Below are 20,494 nucleotides of genomic sequence, written 5' to 3' on the forward strand. Positions count from 1 at the left end.
CGACTCTTGGGTAGAGGTGTAAAAGCTAACATTCTGTAAAGCTTTACCCTGTCCTGTGGAAATGCAATGAATCGCATTTTTACTGGGAACTAAGCGCTTCACAATAAGCCTTAACTTGAGCATCAATGCCTGTGATTGCTGTGCCTACCACGACTGCATAGGCTCCTAAGTCCAAAGCCTGCTTGGCCATAGCGGCAGAAGCAATGCCGCCTTCGCAGATTACAGGAACTGATAGTTCATCGACCATCTGTTTCAACAGGTCGAAGCCAGGAGGGGGCAAATGGCGAGTTTGTTGGGTGTAGCCGTAAAGTGTTGTACCAACCAGGTCGGCACCCGCAGCAGCGGCAGCGATCGCACTCTCTAACGTATCAACATCTGCCATCACGAGTTTTCCTAGATTGTGGATGAAGTCAATCAGGGAAGCAACGGTTTCTCCACCGGGACGCGCTCTGAGGGTGGCATCAATGGCAATGATATCTGCGCCTGCCTGGGCGATCGCCTTTGCCTGCTCAGCTTGAGGGGTAATGTAGACTTCAGACCCCTCAAATTGTCGCTTCCAGAGTCCGATAATCGGAACTGAAGTGCGTTGTCGGACCGCTTGAACATGGGCTGGAGTGTCAATTCGCAAGCCTGCTGCCCCTTGGTTAACGGTTGCATGGGCGATCGCTGCAATCACCATCGGGTCATGTAACGGGGAGTCAACGGGAGCCTGGCAGGAGACTATCAGTTGGTGCTGGAGGGATTGCATGAGCTAAGAACTGGAACTGTTCCAGGTATGTTTTTTGCATGTGCGACGCACATGCAAAAAACATACCTTAAAGAAGACTTTAAGGACTAGTAGTCTTCTTCATAACCTTCGTCATATTCATAATCTTCCTCGTAGTAAGAATCGTCGCTTTCGGGAGCCGATTCTGCTTCCCAGGAGTCCCAGATGATTTCTCGTTCGATTCGCCATTGGGCGATCGCCGATCGAGCTTCGGAGTAGAGGGCTCGACCTCGACCAATTTGGGAGGCAACATCAATGGCACCGGAGAGGCTACCTTGCTCTGCCAGTTCGTAAGCTTCGTTGAGAATCGGGCGATCTTCAGCAATTTCGATTTCGGTGCGCCAGTTTCTAATGGCGGTTTGGGCCTCGTCGTAAAGGGCGCGACCAGAACGAATTTTCTCAGCGGCGGCGATCGCTTCTCGGCGTTTGCCCTTCTCAGCCAAGGTTCTGGCTTCATCCAGGAATGGCTGATCCTCAATCGTTTCAATCTGGCTATTCCAGGCAGCGATTGCCCCCTGTGCTTCTCCTCGCAAGACGCGGTTAAGCGGGATGACGCTAGCTTGAGCGATCGCCGCTTTAAGCGCTGGGATGGTGCCAGGTTCTGCCAGTTCGCGGGCACGACGCAAATAGGGGCGGTCTTCTACGCGCTCAATTTCTTGCCGCCAATGGGCGACCAGAGTTTGTGCCTGAACTCGACGGGGGCGATCGGCTCCGACTAATTCTGCTTGTTTTATTGCAGTTTCTAAAGAGAATCGCTGACCCAGACTGGCACTGAGGTTGGCAAACTGAAGCTGAACCAGGTCGTCTAGTTGAGCCTGCCAGGTTTCACGTTCGGTTTGGGCTTGGCGATAAAGCTCGCTGCCAGGTTCGATTCGGTTGACCGTAGAAAGGGCTTGCATCAACCCCCAAATTTGCTTGAAGGACGGCTCCCACTGTACCTCGCTCCAGCTTGCTAGCCGCTGGGCATGACTATATTGCACCAGAGCTGCTGCATCGGGAGACAGGGTCGGGTCAGGAGGGGCTTGCTGCACCAGGGCGATCGCCGCTTCCAGGTTGCCTTGCTGCCACTGCTGCATCCCAGTTTTGAGGAGTGCCTGACTCCACTGCGTCAACTCGGTTTTGGCTTCTGCCCAAGCGTGGCTGTTGGGAGAAATTTGCTGGGCCAGAGCGATCGCTTCTCCCAGCGCTTTCGGGTTCTGTCGCTTAGCCAGGTTGCGGGCCTCGACAAGCTGCGATCGAGCCTGCTTTTCTGCCAAAATTTGGCTGGTTAGCTGGTCTGCCCGTTGCCGCCAATAGGGATTTTCCAATTGTCCTAGGGCAGAGACTTGCTCAGAAGCTTTATCCCAATACTGGTTTTGCAGGGCTTCCTGGGCTGTCTTGTAGAGTGTTTCTCCCTGTTGCCATTGTTCTTTCCAGTGGGCGATCGATGCCTGCGCTTCTTCGTAAATGGGGCTGTTGGGCGGAATGTGTGCAGCCGCTTCGACGGCACCGGGCAGGTCGTTATGGTTAATTTTGTCTTTGGCGATCGCCAGAATGGCTTTAGACCAATTTGCCATTAGCTTTTGCGCCTCGCCATGAAGCGGGTGATCGTCTGGCCATTGCCCCACTAATTGCAACCCTGCCACCAGCTGGGGCAACTCGCCTGAGCGAATCGCTTCTTGAGCGCAATAAAGCCGTTCTGAATCTGCCGCAATCGGCGATATCTTTCCACAGTCAGGCAAGGGTGGCAAGGTGGTCAGCCACGTTAAGGCGACAGCCCCCATGCCAACCGAGAGAATGATTGCCCCCAGTCCCAGCATTGACCAGTTCCACGACTTGGGTGAGCGCATCTGCTGACGGCGCAATCGCCTTGCTCCAGGTTGCGCAATCTGAATTGCATTCTCCGCTTGAGCCGGTTGAGGTGCGTCCGCTTCCTGCGGTTGGCTCACTTCTGCGGGCGGTGACTCAACGGTGCTGCCTACTCCCACTGCGGGAGCGGCTGGAGCCGTAGCATCTGGGGGACTAATAGGCAGCTTTGGCAGCTTCAGCTTGTGCAAGTCGGCTGGTTCGATATTCTGGATTTGCCAGTCGGATGTGTGTTGTGTGTATTGATTTGTCTTTGTCCCCAATCGGCGGTCAAAATACTTCCTCACCATGCCCTTGCCTACGCCTGTGATGCTTCAGAATGGCTTTTTCCAGATGTGTTCATTCAGCATACTCGTCAATCACTCATCGGTCACACGATGGATTGTTTTAGCTGAATTACTGCTGATACTACACGATCCCCGCGTGATCGGGGGTTGAATGCAAAAACAGCTAACGTTGCCTATTCTGGAGAAGGGGATCGTGGATGAATCCCAAATGGGTTGTGAAAAGCGCACGCTTCTGAAATGTGCCCTCACAACTTGCACATCAGCAGAGGATCAAGGGAGTTGGCATGAGCAGCCAGGGTCAAGCAGAATTACTCACGATTGCAGTGATTGGAGATGTCCATGACTGCTGGGATACCGATGATGAACTGGCGTTGAAGCATTTGGGCGTGGATCTGGTGCTGTTGGTTGGTGATTTTGGCAATGAGTCAGTGGATGTCGTCCGGGCGATCGCCTCCCTCGACATTCCTAAAGCCGCCATCTTTGGCAACCACGATGCCTGGTACAGCGCTACGGAATGGGGCAGAAAAAAGTGTCCCTACGACCGCCAAAAAGAAGACCGAGTGCAGCAGCAAATAGATTTGCTGGGAGTAGCCCATGTCGGTTACGGCAAGCTAGATTTACCAAAATTGGGGCTGACCGTGGTGGGAGGTCGTCCCTTTAGCTGGGGCGGCTCTACTTGGAAAAATCAAGAGTTTTATCAGGAACGTTACGGAGTCAGCAGTTTTGCAGAATCGACCGCAAAAATCTTAGCGGCGGCTGAAAGTGCTACTGAAGATGCCCTGATTTTTATTGGGCACTGTGGACCAATCGGCTTGGGTGACAAAGCCGAAGATCCTTGTGGTAGAGATTGGCAGCCGATTGGCGGTGACTATGGCGATCCTGACCTGGCAGAGGCGATCGCTCAAGTCCGTCTGTCTCAGAAAAAAGTTCCTCTAGTTTCCTTTGGGCACATGCACCATAGGCTGCGTCACACCAAGACCCAGCTTCGCAAAATGGTTCACACTAGCCCCGAAGGAACGGTCTACCTGAATGCAGCGAGCGTGCCTCGAATTGTGGAGCAAGGGGGCGATCGCCTCCGAAATTTCTCCCTTGTCACGCTTCAGTCAGGCGTAGTTTCGCAAATTACCCTGACTTGGCTCAATCAAGATTTCGACATTCATTCTGAGCAAATTCTTTATCAGGTTAATCCGGTTGCACAACTTGCATCTACTTGAGAATGACTGATACCAATTCTCTTCAAGGCTGCGTAGTTTGGAGCGTTTTGAACTAGGCAGCTTCATATAGAAGCGGTATGAAGTAGCAGATTCTTAAGGGTTTAAGACAGAAAAACCTTCCTGTCCTACAATCAGGATGGTTTCGCCAATGCAGATACTCAGGTTAAGATAAGAGGTCTGAAGGAGAGGTGGCAGAGTGGTCGAATGCGCTCGACTTGAAATCGAGTGTACCGAAAGGTACCGTGGGTTCGAATCCCACCCTCTCCGTTGAAATATAGCGGTTCTTGCTTGAGTGGACTACAAAGCAGGGCATACAGCAATGGCACAGCGCGTTACTGCTGTATGCCCTGCAATTGAGAATTCCTATACAAGGCTTTAGCTATTGTCCTCATTCTTTTCTGCCTTGCCTCTCCCAACAAGTTTGAGAATCTCTTGAACTAACTCATCTGGGTCTATGGGCTTGGGCATAAAGCGTTGAAAGCCTGATTCTAATGCTCCTTCAGCGTCGTACTCCCTGGTATAGGACGTGACAGCAATGGCTGGAAGTTCGCTCCATATGCCCTCCAGTTGCCTGATTTGTTCAATCAACCAACGTCCATCTTCTTCAGGAAGCTTGACGTTGCTCACTAGAATGTCTGGTCGTCGTTCTCCCAACCTCCCTAAAGCTTTAATAGCAGAGTTAGATAGGATAACCTCGGCTCCGTAATCTTCAAGAATGAACGTAAATAGTTCAGCAATGTCAGGCTCATCCTCAACCAGAAGCACGGTCAGTCCTGCCAAAAGCGCTTGGTGGGTATGGGGTTTAGCTTGCACATCTTTCATAGTCACAGTGGAAAACACACTTGCTCTATCAAGGCTGATCAAGCAGTTTTTCTCTTTCTCTCATCTGGCAGAAATTGCAAAACCTTGGGTTAGAAATTGTGCTCCAATACAGGAGCGTGATTACTCTTTGTTTTGCCCATATCTACCCATAAGGACGGGTAGATCACCGACTATGCCAGAACAAAAGAAAGCAGGATGATACATCTATACCAAAGCCGCCAACCACGCTTTATAAGGTTGGCATATAAAAAACAAAGCCCTGACCGCGAGGTTAGGGCTTATTGTTTTGAGCCTTAGATAGCTCATGCCTGAAACCAGGGCAACAGAGCGATCGCCCGTTACGATCCCTTCATTCGGCAACACTAAGCCCCTATAAACTATTGAACCGATTGCAGTTCTGAATGGGGTTCGGGTTCTAACTCTGGCTCCAGTATCTCGATGCCCATTTGGGTTAGTGCTTCCTGGTGCTCTTCGGGAGTGAGCGATCGCAAATCAGCCTTCTCCACCCAAAACAAGCAGTAATCCTGAGGCAGTGCTTCTACCATTGTCATGTCATAGGCAACTTCCGGAAAACCGTCTTCTCGCTTCAGCATTTTGTATTCAGGATTGTTTTTGTGAATCAAAACGTACCCTGGTAGCCGCTTAGCGTAGCCTTGATCTGCCCCCACGTACTTAAAGATTCCTCCAGGGCGAATTTCAGTTGTCGGCGTGCGTGAAATTACTAGCCCTTTGCGTGAAACAGCTTTGTATTTAGCATCCACTGGCTAACACCTCCGGGGTTAACCTTTTTATTAATTATAGTATTTTTGTACTAACTGGGTTTTCAGAGGTGGCACTGCGACAAACAAGCGTGAAGTGCTGGAGATGGCGTTGCTGAATGCGGGTATGATTCACGGATCTCAATCCCTTCAGTAGGGGCATGGCATTGCCATGTCCCCAGGGAGCATAGAGCAAGCGATGAAAGGCTTTACTTTGCAGCATTCATACAGGCGAAGTCTGAGACATTGCACTGCAAAGATATCTGCAAAGACATTGCACTGCAAAGCCAGCAGAAAATCGCTGGTCTATTCCAGTAGGAAATTGCTGAATTTTCACCGCACCTTACAGGAGAGTTGGGGGGAGCACACTCTCTATAAGGTAGATAGCTGTAAGGTATGGCTGTGAAAACTGGCTCATCGGGCAGTATTGACACGATACGCGTAAGCGTGTATCGTGTCAACCGAATGCCGAATGGCTGTCATCCAATTGAGAAGAGGCTGGTTAAGAGTTTTCTGAATAAGTCTGTCCGTTTTCTTCTATATATTCAAAGCCAGCCTGCTCTGCCACGATTGTTAGATGTTTTGAAGTAGACAGACGGGGATCATACACCCTCGTTTCCCAGTCGCTTACCGTTTGCTGTCGCACGCCCAGCTTTTCGGCAAACTCGGTCTGCGACAGTTGCATATGTTGTCGGAGTGCCTTGATTAAGTCGCTGTGCCAGATCACGGTGTCGCCGACGCGCTTCACGATGTACTGAGTTGGCGGTTTGCGAAAGGTGACTTTTCCGGAATCCAGGTCAAGCGCTGCGACCAGGAAGCCTGCGTTCATCCAGGAGGTTGCTTGCAAGGCTCCTTTGCTGCGGTTGCTCCACCAGCCGCGATGGGTACGGGCAGATTCAGGCAGCTTTTCAGCCATGATTGCTTCAATTTCAACAAAGGTTAGCGTGACTTCAGGGCGATCGCTCCGAAGCAAGTAGTCCAGTAGTGGCTGATATTTGCTTCCCCCTTTCATGTTTTCCGAGTATGCTCCTACTGATTCACCGAAATAACTTTAATGCTAATTTGCTACCCTAATCACCCTAGAATGGTTTTCGGCAGTTCTCAACCCAGGTGCGCCAACTCGTGAAGCTATTTGTTTTCCATACACCCGAACTTACCCCTAGTGATGACGTGCCTGATTGTGCGATCGCCATTGATGTGCTTCGTGCTACAACGACGATGGCAACTGCCTTGGCAAATGGTGCTGAAGCGGTTCAGGTCTTTAGCAGCATCGACCAGTTGATGCAAACCAGTGAAGCGTGGCCATCTGACAAACGACTCCGCGCAGGTGAAAGGGGGGGAGCTACGGTCGAAGGGTGCGATTTAGGAAATTCGCCTCTGGACTGTACCCCAGAACGGGTGAGCGGCAAACGGCTATTCATCAGCACCACCAATGGCACTCGCTGTCTAGAGCGCATTCAGAATGCCCCGGTCGTGTTGACGGCTGCGCTAGTCAACCGAAATGCGGTCGTGCAATATTTGCTCAGCCATCAGCCTGAAACCGTTTGGATCTCTGGCTCTGGCTGGGAGGGTAGCTTTTCTTTAGAAGATACGGTTTGTGCAGGCGCGATCGCCCATAGTTTGCTAACTCAAACGGGGCTTTCCCTAAAAGAGCTATCTGGTAACGATGAAGTTGTGGGGGCGATCGCCCTGTATACGCAGTGGCAAGACAAACTGCTAGAGTTACTGCACCAAGCCAGTCATGGTCAGCGATTGCTGCGTTTGGGAGTAATTGATGACCTGAAATATTGCGCCCAAACTGATACTTTAGATGTGCTGCCAATTCAGCAAGAACCCGGAACCTTAGTCGCGAAACCGCTGTAGCCCATGCTTGAATTCATTACGCTTCCAGATAACCTGCTGCCGCCTCCAGCTCCCTATTCCCATGCTGTGCGGGCAGGTGATTTTTTGTTTGTAACGGGGCAGTTATCAGAAGATCCAGAAAGTGGCGAGATTATTCTCGGACCCATTGCCGAGCAAGCCAAACGAGTGATGGAAAACCTGAAGCTTGTGCTTGACCATGCAGGCGTGAGCTTTGACACCGTTGTGATGGCTCGTCTGTTTCTCACTGATTTTAGAGATTATGCGGTTGTCAATGAGGTATTTGCGTCTTATTTTGACGCCAGTCGCCGTCCCAGTCGTACCACTGTTGGAGTGATGGGGCTGGCAGGTCAGGGCAATGTAGAAATTGACCTGATTGTTTATTGCGGTAATTGAGCGCAAAATACAACGTTTCTCTAATCTCTAAAAAGAGACTACAGATGAAAGGGCACCCTGCTCCGCAGGGTGCCCTTTCATTAGACCCCCTATTCATGTAGGGGGTCTAATGAAAAGTTTGTTTGTATGCCGCCTGAAGCTGGCTATATTCCTGCTGCTGCCCCAGACGGCGCAGATTGCGGAGGCGATTTTCAACCAGAATTCGAGCATCACTGCGACCCACTGGTTCAAACTGGACTCCGCCTGGTCCGGTAGTCACTAGAAAGAACAATCGTTGGGCGTAGAGCGTAGCAAATAGTTCGCGGCTTTCTTCGACGAGACAGACCCTAAACAGCAAACCAAATGTTGGATGATTTAGATAAGTTTCAGTACTCATTCAAATTTGGGCTGTGTGGCAGCAATAGGATCGGGAATTGAGTTAAAGAACGGGTCTAACCAAACGCAAAAATTTAGGAGGTAGATGTCAAAACGCTGGCTGGACATTACTTACCGTTGCTTAATTTATGTCGACTTTGCTACTTTTTCCTAATTTATAGAAATTTGTAGAAAGCCTGATCAAATGTTATCAAAATCAGGGCATTTCTGGGTTTATTTCTCTTGATAAGTCTCGACACTACGAGATTTGATTGCTAGTGCAGCTAGTTGTGCTTGTGCCTTGTGTAGTGCTTCAAACCACTCCAATTCTGGGTTGCTATCTGCTACGATCCCCGCTCCTACCTGCCCCCAGATCACATTCCCTCGATCGCCCGCTGCACCCTCCGTCAGACCTGACAGCGATGAAGCAGGGGCGGAGAGAAGGGTACGAATCAAAATATTTAAGTCCAGGTTGCCGCGCCAGTCCAGATAGCCGCAGGAACCGTAGAACAAGCTGCGGCGGACGGGCTCCAGTTCTTCAATGATCTCCATACAGCGAACTTTAGGACAGCCTGTGATTGTGCCACCCGGAAATAAAGCCCGAATCAAGGCGATCGCATCACAGTCTGAGTGAAGTCTGCCTCTGACATTGCTGACTAAGTGCATCACATGGCTATAGCGTTCGATCGTCAGCAGTTCATCCACGGTAACCGATCCCCATTCGCAGACCCGCCCCAGGTCGTTACGCTCCAGGTCAACCAACATGATGTGTTCGGCATTTTCTTTGGCGTTGTCGAGCAGGTCTTGAGCCTGCTGGCGATCGCGCTCTGGGGTGTTGCCTCGCGATCGCGTCCCGGCGATCGGTCGAGTCTGAGCCTCGCGTCCCCGCAATTCTACTAATCGCTCTGGTGAACAGCTAATCATTGCTCCCCACGGAGTCTGCCAATAGCTAGCAAAGGGGGAAGGGTTGATCTGCTGAAGGGCTCGGTAGATTGACCAGTTATCTGCCAGAGTGTGAGTCTCAAATCGCAGAGAGAGGTTTGCCTGAAAAATGTCTCCGGCTTGAATGTATTTTTTAGCCTGAAGAATAGCGGCTTCGTAGTCGGCTTGAGAGGTGTGAAAGTGGGGAGTGGGGAGTGGATGGGAATTAGGGATTAGGGATTGGGGAATGGCGGGTGGAGGGTTTTCTAAGCGTGATTGAAGGGTGTCGAGTTGAGAGGAATGGGTGGCGGCTAGCCAGAGGGTTTGGCTGTGGTGGTCAAGGATGGCAAATTGGTCTGGCTCGTACCAGTAGGCAACCGGAAAGGGGAGAGGGTCGAAGTTGAGGGAGGGGAGCCACTCAATTTCCCAGGCAAGGTCGTAGCCCAGCCAGCCCAGCCAGCCTCCGGTAAAGGGAAGTTCAGGATCGGGAATCTCCAGAGTGGTTGAATGCTGGAGTAGCTGTCGCAACTGAGGCAAGATTTTGCCGACAGCGGGTGTCCAGACCTGCGGTTTCCCCTGTTGAAAGCGGGGCGCTCCGGCACAAATGGAGTATCGCGCTAGGGAAGAAGCAGAAGGAATAGAAGTGGCAGAAGGACTTTCTAGCAGGGTGGCGATCGCCCCCACTCCAGTTTCAGCAGCTCCACCTGGACGGTGAAACAGCGCCTCAAATACGTCTGAGCCAGTGCGCTGGTTAAGGGGAAGCGATCGCCAGTGCCAAGGTTGAATCGATTGCAGCATTGCCCCTCACAGATAGCCCCAGAAAAAACGGGCACTCCAAAATGCACCTGCACCCAGCAGCACTGCCCAATCCAATAGCCGCAGCCGAAACTGATACCAGCGCACCTGATGCTGATTGGGACTGGTAAACCCTCTCACCTGCATAGCGCTAGCAATTTGCTCTGCCCGCAGCAGCAGGTTGTCTAACAACCGCTCAGAAATCACCAGCCAAATCTGCGTCGTGCCCCGAAGCCCCAATTTTTTCCAGTTGATCGCTCTAGTGCGAACCGATCGCACCAAATTCTGAATTTCCTCCAGCACCAGCGGAATAAACCGCAGCGATAGCGTCAACGTCAGCACGATTTCAGTGACGGGCACGTTAAATCGACGCAACGGCTGCATCAAGTTATCTAGTCCGGCGGTGATCTCTTCGGGAGCAGTGGTCAGCAGATACAAATTCGTACTGTAGATCAGCACAAACATCAGCGTCCCAGCGCGAATGGCTAACTCCAGCGATCGCCGCGTCACCGTAATTCGGGACTGCTCAATCAGCACATATTGATAGCCCGTGGGCTGAGGCAATCCACTAGCTGCCACCTCCACCGCCGCATCTGTAGGTTCTAACGTTGCTTCTACAAAAGCAAGTTCATTCTCGGGCAACCGACCCTGATGACCTACATTTAAGCCGTCTGGAGCCAGCATGGTGACAAAAAACAGCAGGAGGCTAAAGATGATCACCAACCCCATCTGTTGCCGCCAAACCCGAAACGGAATTCGGGTCGCCAGCGTCAACAGCAGCAGCCAGCCAACCAGTGAAAGCCGCCAAATTGGACCCGCTGAAATCGGCGAGAGCAAAAATCCAAATAGCCAGACCAGTTTGATTCGGGGATCAATCCGATGGAGCCAGGTGACGGGTTGTTCGAGATAAAGCCCAATTGGGAGCGATCGCAGCAGATCCATGAGGGTAATTAGGGACTAGGAGCTAGGGGCTGAGGGCTAGGGAAGATCACTGAACTGTAAAACGGTAGCAGTACGGCAAGTCTAAAGCGTTGGGTTTCGCTCTGCTCCACCCAACCTACAGATCGCAGAACCGTAGGTTGGGTGAAGCGCAGCGGAACCCAACAGAGGAGATGGGCTTAACCTGCCCAATCCTGCGGCTGTGAGAGTTTGGCATCGTTAAGTCTCTGTCTGTGCAATGTCTAGTTTCACAAGCTCAGTCCAGTCTACAGCGTTGCAAACATTGGGCAATTTTTCAAAGATGAAGTCGTCAAAAGGACATTGCACAAATTGAGAATAATGCGGAAATTTCTAATATGCGAATCGCCCACTGTAGGGGCACGGCATTGCCGTGCCCCTACGAAAGTCATTCGTCAAATGTGCAACGCCACCAAAAGACTCTAAAAAGCAAAAAAGTAATCCCCTCCTGCTCTTTACGTCCTTCTCCCTCTTTCCCCAGCTCCCAGCCCCAAATTCACCCTTTAACCTTCGTTGCCCGATTCGCGCCCCGCTCTAGTTCGCGCATTTTCTTGCCGCGCCAGAGGAGGCGAACAGGGGTGCCGTTGAAGCCAAGGCTTTGGCGAAACTGTCGCTCGATGTAGCGGCGGTAGTTGTCGTTAAACAGCTTGGGATCGTTGATGAATAGGGCGATAGTCGGGGGTTGACTGGTAACTTGAGTGCCGTAGTAGATTCTGCCCTGTCGTCCCTGTCGGGTTGTGGGAGGCGTATGCCACTTGACCGCGTCTTCCAGCACCTCGTTAATGACGGAAGTTGAAACGCGACGCTTATGTTGTTCTGCGGCAATGTTGACCAGTTCCAGGATTTTTTCTACCCGTTGTCCGGTCATGGCACTGACGTAGATCGTTTCAGCCCAGTCGGTGAAGTGCAGGCGATCTTTCACCGTTTTTTCGTAGGCATAGATAGTGTAGGAGTCTTTTTCGATGGCATCCCATTTGTTCACGACGACGACACACGCGCGTCCGTCTTCGGCAATTCGTCCGGCTAGCTTTTGGTCTTGTTCGGTCACACCGTCTATGGCATCAATTACTAGAAGCACTACATCAGCCCGTCGAATTGCTTTAAAAGCACGGTTGATGCTAAAAAATTCAGGGCCGTACTCGACCTGCTTCTTTTTACGAATGCCTGCGGTGTCAACCAGGCGATAGATTTGCCCCTGACGCTCGACCACCATGTCGATCGCATCGCGAGTGGTGCCCGAGATGGGGCTGACGATCGCCCGAGCTTCTCCCACAAAGGCGTTTAACAGACTAGATTTGCCCACATTAGGGCGACCGACGATCGCCACTCGAATCTCGTTTGTTTCTGGCAATTCTTCTGTGGCGGGCAGATACATCATCAGTGCATCCAGCAAATCGCCTGTGCCGCTGCCATGAATACCGGAAACGGCATAGGGTTCGCCTAACCCCAAACTCCAAAATTCTGCCGCTTGCACTGCCCCCTGTTCGACCGATTCGCATTTGTTTACCGCAAGCAGTACAGGAACAGTCTGATGCCTGAGCCAAGTGGCGATCGCTTCATCAGAAGCATTTGGACCCTCCTGACCATCAACTACCATAATCGCCACGCTGGCTTCTGCGAGAGCCGCCATTGCCTGCTCTCGAATCAACGGCAGAAATTCGGTGTCGTCGTCAAAGACCAGACCGCCTGTGTCTACGACTGAAAATTCGCGATCGCGCCAAAAGGCTTCTCGATAGGTGCGATCGCGGGTCACTCCGGGTTCATCGTGTACGATCGCATCCATTCCCCCTGCCAGACGATTGACAAGCGTAGACTTGCCCACATTGGGGCGACCGATAATAGCAACTATAGGCAAAGACATATAAAAATCCGCCAGCCCGTCTGGCTGTTAATTCCTCAATACTTCATTCTAGTGCAGCTTCAACAATGCTGTTTTACCTGGAAGCGCTGGCAATTGCCCAATTCAGCAATGCCTCAAAATCTTTATCACAGTTGTTGACCTAGCACCACTACTATAGAGACGCAGAGGCAAAAGAGAGGCAGAGTCAGATTTTCCAATATTTCTCCCATGCGACATTTGAGACTTTAACCGCTATTTGCTACGGTTTATTACAGATGCTTACATATTCTTTATATTCTCCTCCTTTCCTTAGATGGATGACATCTAACTGACCCCATCCGCCAGGATTGCATCCCTAGACTGATGTGAAGACTGGCTGGATTTAGTTTTATCAGCAGTAGTGGCAGGTTCTGGGGGTTTCCCTATTCCTGTATTAGTAAGCAGCTAAGTTAAACCCAAAAGAGTAATCTTTTATTTTTGAAGTCCCTTTAACCTCTGTTCAACAACTCGATTTAGGTAGGTAGTTTCATGTCGATGACTGTCGCTCCAGAGCAGATCGAACGGATTGTTTGGAACCAGCACCAAGACCCGTTTGAGGTTTTAGGTCCCCACCGAATTCAGGACAACGGCAAAGCTGTCTGGGTGGTGCGGGCTTATCTGCCTGGTGCCAGCGCAGCATGGGTGGTATTGCCAGAAGAAAGGGCCGAGTACCCAATGCAGACCGTGCATCATCCGCACTTTTTTGAATGCACTTTAGAACGCCCTGAACTTGCTAATTATCAGCTTCGCGTTAAGGAAGGGGAGCATGAGCGAGTCATCTATGATCCTTATGCGTTTCGATCGCCCCGGGTAACGGACTTTGATATTCACCTGTTTGCCGAAGGCAACCACCACCGAATTTATGAAAAGTTAGGCGCTCACCTGACCGAAATTGAAGGGGTTGAAGGCGTTTATTTTGCAGTCTGGGCACCGAATGCGCGAAACGTCTCCGTTTTGGGCGATTTCAACTATTGGGATGGTCGTAAGCATCAGATGCGCCGAGGTTCGAGCGGCATCTGGGAACTGTTTGTGCCCGGGCTAAAAGTTGGTGACTGCTATAAGTACGAGATTAAGAATGAGACGGGTCATATTTACGAGAAGTCTGACCCTTATGGATTTCAGCAGGAAGTGCGTCCTAAGACGGCTTCTATTGTGGCGGATTTGGATCGGTATGAATGGGGCGATCGCGATTGGATGGAACAGCGTCGTCACTCTGACCCCCTGACTCAGCCGATCTCAGTTTACGAAGTTCACCTTGGCTCTTGGCTACACGCTTCAGCCGCCGAACCCGCCAAATCTCTCACAGGCGAAGACGAACCCGTCGTCATTGTGGCAGAACTCAAGCCTGGAGCACGCTTCCTGACCTACCGAGAGCTAGCAGATCGGCTGATCCCCTATGTCAAGGAGACGGGCTTTACCCACATCGAGCTACTGCCAATCGCTGAACATCCGTTTGATGGTTCCTGGGGCTATCAAGTGACGGGCTACTATGCTTGCACCTCGCGCTATGGCAGTCCGGAAGACCTGATGTATTTTATTGACCAGTGCCACCAAAACGGCATTGGCGTAATCGTGGACTGGGTGCCCGGGCACTTTCCTAAAGACGGACATGGATTGGCTAACTTTGACGGCACCCACCTATACGAACACGCCGATCCCCGCAAAGGTGAACACAAAGAATGGGGAACGCTAGTCTTCAACTATGCCCGCCATGAGGTGCGTAACTTCCTGGTTGCCAATGCCCTGTTCTGGTTTGACAAGTACCACATTGACGGCATTCGGGTAGATGCGGTTGCCTCCATGCTTTACCTTGACTACTGCCGCGAACCCGGTGAATGGCTGCCGAACCAGTACGGCGGACGAGAAAATATTGAAGCAGCCGATTTCCTCCGCCAGACCAACCATACTCTGTTTAGCTATTTCCCTGGAGCGCTCTCGATCGCCGAGGAGTCGACCTCCTGGCCAATGGTTTCCTGGCCCACTTACGTTGGCGGCTTGGGCTTTAACCTGAAGTGGAATATGGGCTGGATGCACGACATGCTCGATTACTTCAGCATGGACCCGTGGTTCCGCCAGTTCCATCAAAACAATGTCACCTTCAGCATCATGTATGCGTTCAGCGAAAACTTTATGCTGGCGCTCTCCCACGATGAGGTGGTGCATGGCAAGAGCAACATGATCGGCAAGATTCCAGGTGACGAATGGCAGAAATTTGCTAATTTGCGCTGTCTCTATGCCTACATGTTTACCCATCCGGGTAAGAAGACACTGTTTATGAGCATGGAGTTTGGGCAGTGGAGCGAGTGGAATGTCTGGGGCGACCTGGAATGGCATTTGCTCCAGTTCGAGCCGCATCAAAAGCTGAAGCATTTTATTACCAAGCTCAATCAGCTTTATCGCGACGAGCCAGCTCTGTATACGCATGACTTTAGCTTTGACGGCTTTGAATGGATCGACTGTAGCGACAATCGCCACAGCGTCGTTTCCTTCATTCGCAAAGCTAAGGACTCTGAAGATTTTGTGGTTACGGTCTGCAATTTTACCCCCCAGCCCCATTCCCACTATCGGGTCGGTGTGCCTCAACCTGGTTTCTATACAGAGCTGTTTAACAGCGACGCGCGGGAATATGGCGGTAGCAACATGGGCAACTTGGGCGGTAAGTGGGCAGAGGAATGGTCTTACCACAATCGCCCTTACTCGATTGATCTGTGTTTGCCACCGTTAGGCGTACTAGTGCTGAAGCTTGATAAGGCAAAGACTGAGGCGGCAGCGCAAGGGTAAAAGATGAAGTTGTAGCGGTTTACTCAAATTTGGAACTCAAAATCCAACATTGGTGAAAATCACCCAACTAGGTGAGCCGTTGGAATGAGGCGATAGACCATCGGTTGCCGTTACCTTAATAACTGTAAGTGACGTTGATTGAACTAACCCAGCAAGGGGCTGCTGGGTTTTTTTATTGGAAGGCGATTTTGTTGGAAGGCGATCGCCCAATTTGATATATTAGTCATATTGCTGGTGTAGCTCAGTTGGTAGAGCAGCTGATTTGTAATCAGCCGGTCGCAAGTTCGAGTCTTGTCACCAGCTTTCGCCAAAATTCATAAGCGTCAAGAGTTTCGGGTGTGATTTGGAGGGATGTCTATCTTCTAAATCGCACCCAATTCTTTCAATTTCTGCCCTAAATTTAAGCCAAACTTAAGCCGAGCTCTGATTGTAATCCGTTAAGCTTCAGAACTACGGATCAAAGGAAATGGAGCAGAAAAGAAAAAGTTGTCTCTATTTTCTTCTTATTCTTTTAAACCATTGTAATCACTGGGTTTTGGGCTAAAAACACCCTGTCTCTATTTGCGTCTCTACGTTGTCTCTGTGTCTCTATTTCGATTGGACATGAACATTCAAGAGGAAGTCCGAAAAGCCAATGCCAGATTGAAAGCAGCAAAAATGGGAGTTGCCCTACAGCTACGGGGCGATCGCATTAGCCTGGTAGCTACGCTGCTGCCAAAAACAGACTCAATCAAAACTAAGGCTCATCAGCAAAGGATTCCGTTGGGCATATATGCTAGCCATCAAGGGCCTAAACAAGCCGAGGCTGAGGCAAAGATGGTAGCGCTAAATTGGCTGCGAAGACCTTTGAATGGGCTGATTGCCTGGATGCAGCTAGTAACTCTTCTTCTGCAACAACATGCGGGGAATTGATTGAACGATTCAAAGACCACATTTTTGCTACCAGCATTCACGAGGATGACCCTAAAGCCGCCGACAAGCTGTGGCGACGTCGGTTCTACAATGCTGGCTTAAGCCGCCTCAACCCTGTGTCTGAGAGCGCAACGGTGGCGGTGCGATCGTCATATGATGTCAGTGGTAGCCGTTGCTAATGCACCTGTATTTAGCTCCTACAGTGCTTCCAAAGCCGCGCTCCACTCCTTAACCCAAGGCATTTGCGCAGAACTGGCACAGCAGGGAACGCAAGTAATTGGTGTGTTCCCTGGACCAGTGGATACGGCAATGGCTGAAGCCGTTCCTGCAGAAAAAATTGCTCCGAGCGAAGTAGCTAAAGCCGCTTTGCGGCAATTGAGACAGGAATTGATGATGTCTATCCCAATCTGGTTTCTCGAGTGTATTTTCTGCGATCGTCGATCCGTTGAAAGCTGTTGAAAAACAATTTGCGGGTTGGATGCTTCAATAGGTCAGCCATCGCTACTCAGTGAGTCATCTGATTAACAGACTCTGTCAGAACTGGGTACTCAATTTGAGCCTTGGTGGATGTGGGATTGAGCGAGAAGCGAGACATGGAAGCCACAAAAGCATTCTTCGCTCAAGCCTATGAGGTCGCACAGTACCTCCCTGCAACGAGTAGCAACCGATGAAAACACCTGCTATCTCAGAGCGATTGAGGAAGAACTGGAAGAAGCGGTTGAACATGAGGTAAATTGCAGAGGGAATCTGATTGAGCAGAGTCATCAGGGGATAAAGCAACGCTGCTACTTAACGAAGGAAAGGAGAGGAAAGATACTTTTATGAAAAAGAGGCAATATTTGATACTCAGTCCTGACAATTTCCGTAATACAGCCTGTACCCGACTCCATACACAGTTTGAATTAGACGATCCTGACTATATTGTTCTAACTTGAAACGTAATCGGCAAATGTAAGCTTCAACCACGTTAGAAGATACATTGTACTTCGATCCCCAAAGATGCTCCATCAATTCATATCGAGGAACGACCTGCTGATAGCGAACCATTAGATATTTGAGTAAGTCAAATTCTTTAGACGTTAATCTGATCTCTTGGTCGCTCCAATGCACTTCGCGTTTCTGACAATTCAAGGTCAACTTGTCAAACTGTAAAATAGGTGGTTTTTCCTTATGGACATAGCGCAAGCGTACTCGAATCCTGGTTAATAGTTCTTCAATCTCAAATGGATGATAGATGCAGTCATCAACTCCAGCCTCAAACCCAGCGTTAGAGTCAATCAGCTCATAAGTAGAAGCTAATAAAATAATCGGTACTTGGCTTAACTGCCGCAAGTAACGACAAATATCAAGACTCACTAGGGTTGAGTGCCGTCCATCTAAAATCACAAGGTCGGAATGCATCTTGTGAGGAGTGAGGAGTGTCAATTTATCGCTATCGAGCGTATCAACCTGATAGCCTTGCCGACAAAGTTCTATTTTGATTGCATCTACTGTCGCACCTTGCCCAACTATCAAAATATGAGTTAATTCTACCCTGCTTAAAGCATTGGGGAGACGGGGTTGCATTCGTCTTGTACTCCATTCTAGAAGCAAGCTGTACCAGTTTTTGCTGTATTTCTCATTACGTTAGGGTTTAGATAATATCTACATAACCTGGGCTACAACGATTGATCTAGTTCCTGAAAGCTTACAAAGTCAGATGCTACATGTCACCCGCTTGTAGGATTATTGTGGCCCTTTCAAAACGCCAAGTTTGACCCACGCTTAAGGATGGGTTGATCCCTCAACTTTTGATTAGTCTTTGAGTTGTTAGGTTGCGATGGGCGAGTGAAGGGTTGTGGCTAGATTGGCAGTTAGGTAGGAGTAGAAGTGAATAGGTTTATTGTAAAACTGTGTCAAACTCCCACTCCGAACAGGATAAACAGATTGCTCAACTTGAGGAACGCATCGCTGCCCTAGAGTCGGAGAATGCAATGTTGCGATCGCAACTCACCTCCTCACAATCGCTCACCTCACCCTACAATTTAGATCTGGAAGCAGCCTATGCTGCACTGCAAGCAGAGGTGCTCGAATACAGGCAGCGGGAGGAATCTATCCACGAGCAAGAGCAAGCCGCACAAAAGCGAGTTGTAGAACTTAGTGAAGCAAACAAAGTTCTGCAAGCTTCACTGCGAAAATTGGCAGAAGAACCAGAGTTAGAAAAGTTTTTAGGACATCTGTTAACGGTTTGTACTAAACGGTTTGCAGCTTCAGAAGCAGGGCTTTGGCGCTATGAGGAGGGCATCTTTCGCCTGTTTGTCTCCTACGAAGATGACAGGATTAGACTGCGATCAGAGGCATCTCATCCCGGTGGCAGTCTGGAAGTGGCTAAGAAAATTCGGAATCAAGATATATTGGCTCACTTGCGAAAACGTGAGATTGTCGCAGATTACGAGGAAGATTTTGAGACTCAACCTGCCTACGAGCAATATCGAGATTACTTTAAACAGCGGCAGATTAAAGCGGCGTTGAAAGTTCCTATGTTTTTAGATGACGAGCTGCGGGGAATCCTGGTGCTGCGATTTGGCGATCGCCACTACTTTACTCCAGAGGAGGCTGAACTCGCTCACGCTCTGGCTAACCAAGCGGTACTGGCTCTAGAGCTAACTCGACTGGCAGAAGAGGCTCAACGGGCAGCGATCGCCCAAGAACGTAACCGTTGGGCAGGCGAGATTCATGACACGCTGGCTCAAGCTTTCACAGCGATTTCGATTCAACTGGGTGTAGCGAAACGCATCGCTCAACATAGCCCAGATGAGGTGTCACAAATTCTCGACCGCGTCATGGAACTTGCGAATACAGCCCTATCTAAAGCGCGGCAGTCAGTTTGGGCATTGCATCCAACAGCAGAAGAATTTGCCGACCTAGCTACAAAGCTCTCCCAATACGTTGAACAAATGACTCAAGGGACTGATATTCAAGTTCAAATGCAGATTGTAGGAGACCCTCGTCTACTTTCTCCACTAATTGGTAAAAATTTGCTGCGGGTCGGGCAAGAAGCTATCACCAATACGCTTAAACATGCCTGTGCGACTCAACTTCAAGTGATGCTAACCTACGAGGCTGAATGGGTCAGTTTATGCATTCAAGACAATGGGCGTGGCTTCTTATTTCCTAATGATACGGGTGGTTTTGGACTTATTAGTATGTCTGAACGAGCCGATCGCATTAACGGCAATTTGACCATTCAGAGCCAACTGGAACAAGGCACTAATGTTTGCATTCAAGTACCTTTGGAGTCACCATGATACCCTCTAAGCCGATTCGGATTTTGATTGTTGATGACCATCCTATTGTTCGTAATGGTTTAGTGCTGATGGTCAAGTATGAATCAGGCATGGAAATGGTAGCTGAAGCTAGCACTGGCATTGAGGCGATCGCCCAATTTCGTGAACATCAACCCGATGTAACCCTGATGGATTTACGTTTGGGCGACATGAACGGCGTAGAGGTAATTGCTAAGATTCGCCAAGATTCTCCTAATGCCCGCATTGTCATTTTGACAACTTATGATACTGACGAAGATATCTATCGGGGACTGCAAGCTGGGGCAAAGGGCTATATCCTTAAAGATGCTCCCCTCGATGAATTGCTCAAAGCAATTCGCACGGTTCATATGGGGAAACAATACATTCCACCTGAAGTCGGCGCAAAACTCGCAGAACGGTTGAGCCATCCTCAGTTGAGCGATCGTGAACGGGAAGTGCTGCAACTCATGGCACAGGGCAAAAGTAATCAAGATGTTGCAGATAGTTTGCACATTGCAGAAAACACCGTCAAATATCATGTAAACAATATCTTAAGTAAATTAGGGGTGAGCGATCGCACTCAAGCTGTACTCCTGGCGTTGAAGCGGGGTATTGCAAATTTGTAGGGACACCCCGCTTCAACAAAGATGGTATTGCGCT

19 protein-coding genes and 2 tRNA genes are annotated in these 20,494 nt (G+C 50.0%); 11 read left to right on the forward strand and 10 right to left on the reverse strand.

The genetic code is table 11. From position 1 onward, the window contains the following. Positions 1–79 precede the first annotated feature (79 nt). Positions 80–748, reverse strand: coding sequence for an N-acetylmannosamine-6-phosphate 2-epimerase (locus H6G00_RS26255; RefSeq protein ID WP_190798979.1), 669 nt, complete (start codon positions 746–748; stop codon positions 80–82). A gap of 86 nt (positions 749–834) precedes the next feature. Beyond that, positions 835–2,901, reverse strand: a complete 2,067-nt coding sequence (locus tag H6G00_RS26260) for a hypothetical protein (RefSeq protein ID WP_190798980.1) — start codon at positions 2,899–2,901, stop codon at positions 835–837. Between the two features lie 281 nt (positions 2,902–3,182). On the opposite strand from H6G00_RS26260, the gene H6G00_RS26265 reads away from it, so the two are divergent. Together H6G00_RS26265 and H6G00_RS26270 are read left to right on the forward strand one after the other, a co-directional pair. Continuing rightward, complete coding sequence (locus tag H6G00_RS26265) at positions 3,183–4,112, forward strand: TIGR04168 family protein (protein ID WP_190798981.1); 930 nt, start codon at positions 3,183–3,185, stop codon at positions 4,110–4,112. A 182-nt stretch (positions 4,113–4,294) separates the two neighbouring features. Then, positions 4,295–4,379: transfer RNA gene (locus tag H6G00_RS26270), tRNA-Ser, on the forward strand. Positions 4,380–4,487: 108 nt separating this feature from the next. On the opposite strand, the gene H6G00_RS26275 is transcribed toward H6G00_RS26270, so the two are convergent. The 3 genes from H6G00_RS26275 to H6G00_RS36295 all read right to left on the reverse strand — a co-directional run bounded on the left by H6G00_RS26275 (position 4,488) and on the right by H6G00_RS36295 (position 6,704). Then, on the reverse strand, positions 4,488–4,934 hold the full coding sequence (locus tag H6G00_RS26275) for a response regulator (RefSeq protein WP_190645801.1): 447 nt from the start codon (positions 4,932–4,934) through the stop codon (positions 4,488–4,490). Between the two features lie 377 nt (positions 4,935–5,311). Beyond that, positions 5,312–5,695, reverse strand: coding sequence for a hypothetical protein (locus H6G00_RS26280; protein ID WP_190645800.1), 384 nt, complete (start codon positions 5,693–5,695; stop codon positions 5,312–5,314). A 499-nt stretch (positions 5,696–6,194) separates the two neighbouring features. Next, complete coding sequence (locus H6G00_RS36295) at positions 6,195–6,704, reverse strand: helix-turn-helix transcriptional regulator (RefSeq protein ID WP_190798982.1); 510 nt, start codon at positions 6,702–6,704, stop codon at positions 6,195–6,197. 110 nt (positions 6,705–6,814) lie between these two features. On the opposite strand from H6G00_RS36295, the gene H6G00_RS26290 reads away from it, so the two are divergent. Both H6G00_RS26290 and H6G00_RS26295 read left to right on the forward strand, forming a co-directional pair. After that, positions 6,815–7,555, forward strand: coding sequence for a 2-phosphosulfolactate phosphatase family protein (locus H6G00_RS26290; RefSeq protein WP_190798983.1), 741 nt, complete (start codon positions 6,815–6,817; stop codon positions 7,553–7,555). A gap of 3 nt (positions 7,556–7,558) precedes the next feature. Next, positions 7,559–7,948, forward strand: coding sequence for a RidA family protein (locus tag H6G00_RS26295; protein ID WP_190798984.1), 390 nt, complete (start codon positions 7,559–7,561; stop codon positions 7,946–7,948). Positions 7,949–8,054: 106 nt separating this feature from the next. On the opposite strand, the gene pipX is transcribed toward H6G00_RS26295, so the two are convergent. The 4 genes from pipX to der form a co-directional block, all read right to left on the reverse strand. Continuing rightward, positions 8,055–8,324: a transcriptional coactivator PipX gene (gene pipX, locus H6G00_RS26300; protein ID WP_190798985.1), complete on the reverse strand. Its 270-nt coding sequence runs from the start codon at positions 8,322–8,324 to the stop codon at positions 8,055–8,057. A gap of 212 nt (positions 8,325–8,536) precedes the next feature. Beyond that, the gene (locus H6G00_RS26305; protein ID WP_190798986.1) at positions 8,537–10,021 is read right to left on the reverse strand and encodes an anthranilate synthase component I; all 1,485 of its coding nucleotides are present in this window, start codon (positions 10,019–10,021) and stop codon (positions 8,537–8,539) included. A gap of 6 nt (positions 10,022–10,027) precedes the next feature. Beyond that, positions 10,028–10,960 carry a CbiQ family ECF transporter T component gene (locus H6G00_RS26310; protein WP_190645794.1) on the reverse strand — a complete coding sequence of 311 codons (933 nt, stop codon included), beginning with the start codon at positions 10,958–10,960 and terminating at the stop codon, positions 10,028–10,030. 511 nt (positions 10,961–11,471) lie between these two features. After that, the gene (gene der, locus H6G00_RS26315) at positions 11,472–12,836 is read right to left on the reverse strand and encodes a ribosome biogenesis GTPase Der (RefSeq protein WP_190798987.1); all 1,365 of its coding nucleotides are present in this window, start codon (positions 12,834–12,836) and stop codon (positions 11,472–11,474) included. A gap of 507 nt (positions 12,837–13,343) precedes the next feature. On the opposite strand from der, the gene glgB reads away from it, so the two are divergent. From glgB to H6G00_RS26340, 5 genes are all read left to right on the forward strand, one after another. Next, positions 13,344–15,635 (forward strand): 1,4-alpha-glucan branching enzyme, encoded by a 2,292-nt coding sequence (glgB, locus tag H6G00_RS26320; protein WP_190798988.1) that lies wholly within the window; start codon positions 13,344–13,346, stop codon positions 15,633–15,635. A 230-nt stretch (positions 15,636–15,865) separates the two neighbouring features. Beyond that, positions 15,866–15,938, forward strand: a tRNA-Thr gene (locus H6G00_RS26325). A 300-nt stretch (positions 15,939–16,238) separates the two neighbouring features. Continuing rightward, positions 16,239–16,547: a hypothetical protein gene (locus H6G00_RS26330; RefSeq protein ID WP_190798989.1), complete on the forward strand. Its 309-nt coding sequence runs from the start codon at positions 16,239–16,241 to the stop codon at positions 16,545–16,547. Then, the gene (locus H6G00_RS26335; RefSeq protein WP_190798990.1) at positions 16,544–16,726 is read left to right on the forward strand and encodes a hypothetical protein; all 183 of its coding nucleotides are present in this window, start codon (positions 16,544–16,546) and stop codon (positions 16,724–16,726) included. Before H6G00_RS26330 ends, H6G00_RS26335 begins: the two co-directional genes overlap by 4 nt. Next, a complete protein-coding gene (locus H6G00_RS26340; RefSeq protein ID WP_190798991.1) occupies positions 16,701–17,006 on the forward strand; it encodes an SDR family NAD(P)-dependent oxidoreductase in 306 nt (101 codons plus the stop codon). The genes H6G00_RS26335 and H6G00_RS26340 overlap by 26 nt, the downstream gene beginning before the upstream one ends. Positions 17,007–17,393: 387 nt before the next feature. On the opposite strand, the gene H6G00_RS26345 is transcribed toward H6G00_RS26340, so the two are convergent. Then, positions 17,394–18,113 carry a response regulator transcription factor gene (locus H6G00_RS26345; protein ID WP_190645788.1) on the reverse strand — a complete coding sequence of 240 codons (720 nt, stop codon included), beginning with the start codon at positions 18,111–18,113 and terminating at the stop codon, positions 17,394–17,396. Between the two features lie 326 nt (positions 18,114–18,439). Here H6G00_RS26345 and H6G00_RS26350 point away from each other — a divergent pair, with 326 nt between their 5' ends. Both H6G00_RS26350 and H6G00_RS26355 read left to right on the forward strand, forming a co-directional pair. Beyond that, positions 18,440–19,834 (forward strand): GAF domain-containing sensor histidine kinase, encoded by a 1,395-nt coding sequence (locus H6G00_RS26350; RefSeq protein ID WP_190798992.1) that lies wholly within the window; start codon positions 18,440–18,442, stop codon positions 19,832–19,834. Next, a complete protein-coding gene (locus H6G00_RS26355; RefSeq protein WP_190798993.1) occupies positions 19,831–20,460 on the forward strand; it encodes a response regulator transcription factor in 630 nt (209 codons plus the stop codon). The genes H6G00_RS26350 and H6G00_RS26355 overlap by 4 nt, the downstream gene beginning before the upstream one ends. Positions 20,461–20,494: the final 34 nt, after the last annotated feature.

The sequence above is a fragment of the Leptolyngbya sp. FACHB-541 genome, from assembly GCF_014695875.1.
In the GTDB taxonomy this organism is placed as follows: Bacteria; Cyanobacteriota; Cyanobacteriia; order Elainellales; family Elainellaceae; genus JAAUTN01.

What these genes read in the sequence shown, in the direction of transcription:
- H6G00_RS26330 (WP_190798989.1), top strand. Translation starts at nt 16,239, where the DNA reads ATGAACATTCAAGAGGAAGTCCGAAAAGCCAATGCCAGATTGAAAGCA.
- H6G00_RS26265 (WP_190798981.1), top strand. Translation starts at nt 3,183, where the DNA reads ATGAGCAGCCAGGGTCAAGCAGAATTACTCACGATTGCAGTGATTGGA.
- H6G00_RS26310 (WP_190645794.1), bottom strand. Translation starts at nt 10,960, where the DNA reads ATGGATCTGCTGCGATCGCTCCCAATTGGGCTTTATCTCGAACAACCC.
- H6G00_RS26340 (WP_190798991.1), top strand. Translation starts at nt 16,701, where the DNA reads ATGATGTCAGTGGTAGCCGTTGCTAATGCACCTGTATTTAGCTCCTAC.
- H6G00_RS26345 (WP_190645788.1), bottom strand. Translation starts at nt 18,113, where the DNA reads ATGCAACCCCGTCTCCCCAATGCTTTAAGCAGGGTAGAATTAACTCAT.
- H6G00_RS26260 (WP_190798980.1), bottom strand. Translation starts at nt 2,901, where the DNA reads ATGGTGAGGAAGTATTTTGACCGCCGATTGGGGACAAAGACAAATCAA.
- H6G00_RS26275 (WP_190645801.1), bottom strand. Translation starts at nt 4,934, where the DNA reads ATGAAAGATGTGCAAGCTAAACCCCATACCCACCAAGCGCTTTTGGCA.
- H6G00_RS26255 (WP_190798979.1), bottom strand. Translation starts at nt 748, where the DNA reads ATGCAATCCCTCCAGCACCAACTGATAGTCTCCTGCCAGGCTCCCGTT.
- H6G00_RS36295 (WP_190798982.1), bottom strand. Translation starts at nt 6,704, where the DNA reads ATGAAAGGGGGAAGCAAATATCAGCCACTACTGGACTACTTGCTTCGG.
- H6G00_RS26295 (WP_190798984.1), top strand. Translation starts at nt 7,559, where the DNA reads ATGCTTGAATTCATTACGCTTCCAGATAACCTGCTGCCGCCTCCAGCT.
- der (WP_190798987.1), bottom strand. Translation starts at nt 12,836, where the DNA reads ATGTCTTTGCCTATAGTTGCTATTATCGGTCGCCCCAATGTGGGCAAG.
- glgB (WP_190798988.1), top strand. Translation starts at nt 13,344, where the DNA reads ATGTCGATGACTGTCGCTCCAGAGCAGATCGAACGGATTGTTTGGAAC.
- pipX (WP_190798985.1), bottom strand. Translation starts at nt 8,324, where the DNA reads ATGAGTACTGAAACTTATCTAAATCATCCAACATTTGGTTTGCTGTTT.
- H6G00_RS26305 (WP_190798986.1), bottom strand. Translation starts at nt 10,021, where the DNA reads ATGCTGCAATCGATTCAACCTTGGCACTGGCGATCGCTTCCCCTTAAC.
- H6G00_RS26355 (WP_190798993.1), top strand. Translation starts at nt 19,831, where the DNA reads ATGATACCCTCTAAGCCGATTCGGATTTTGATTGTTGATGACCATCCT.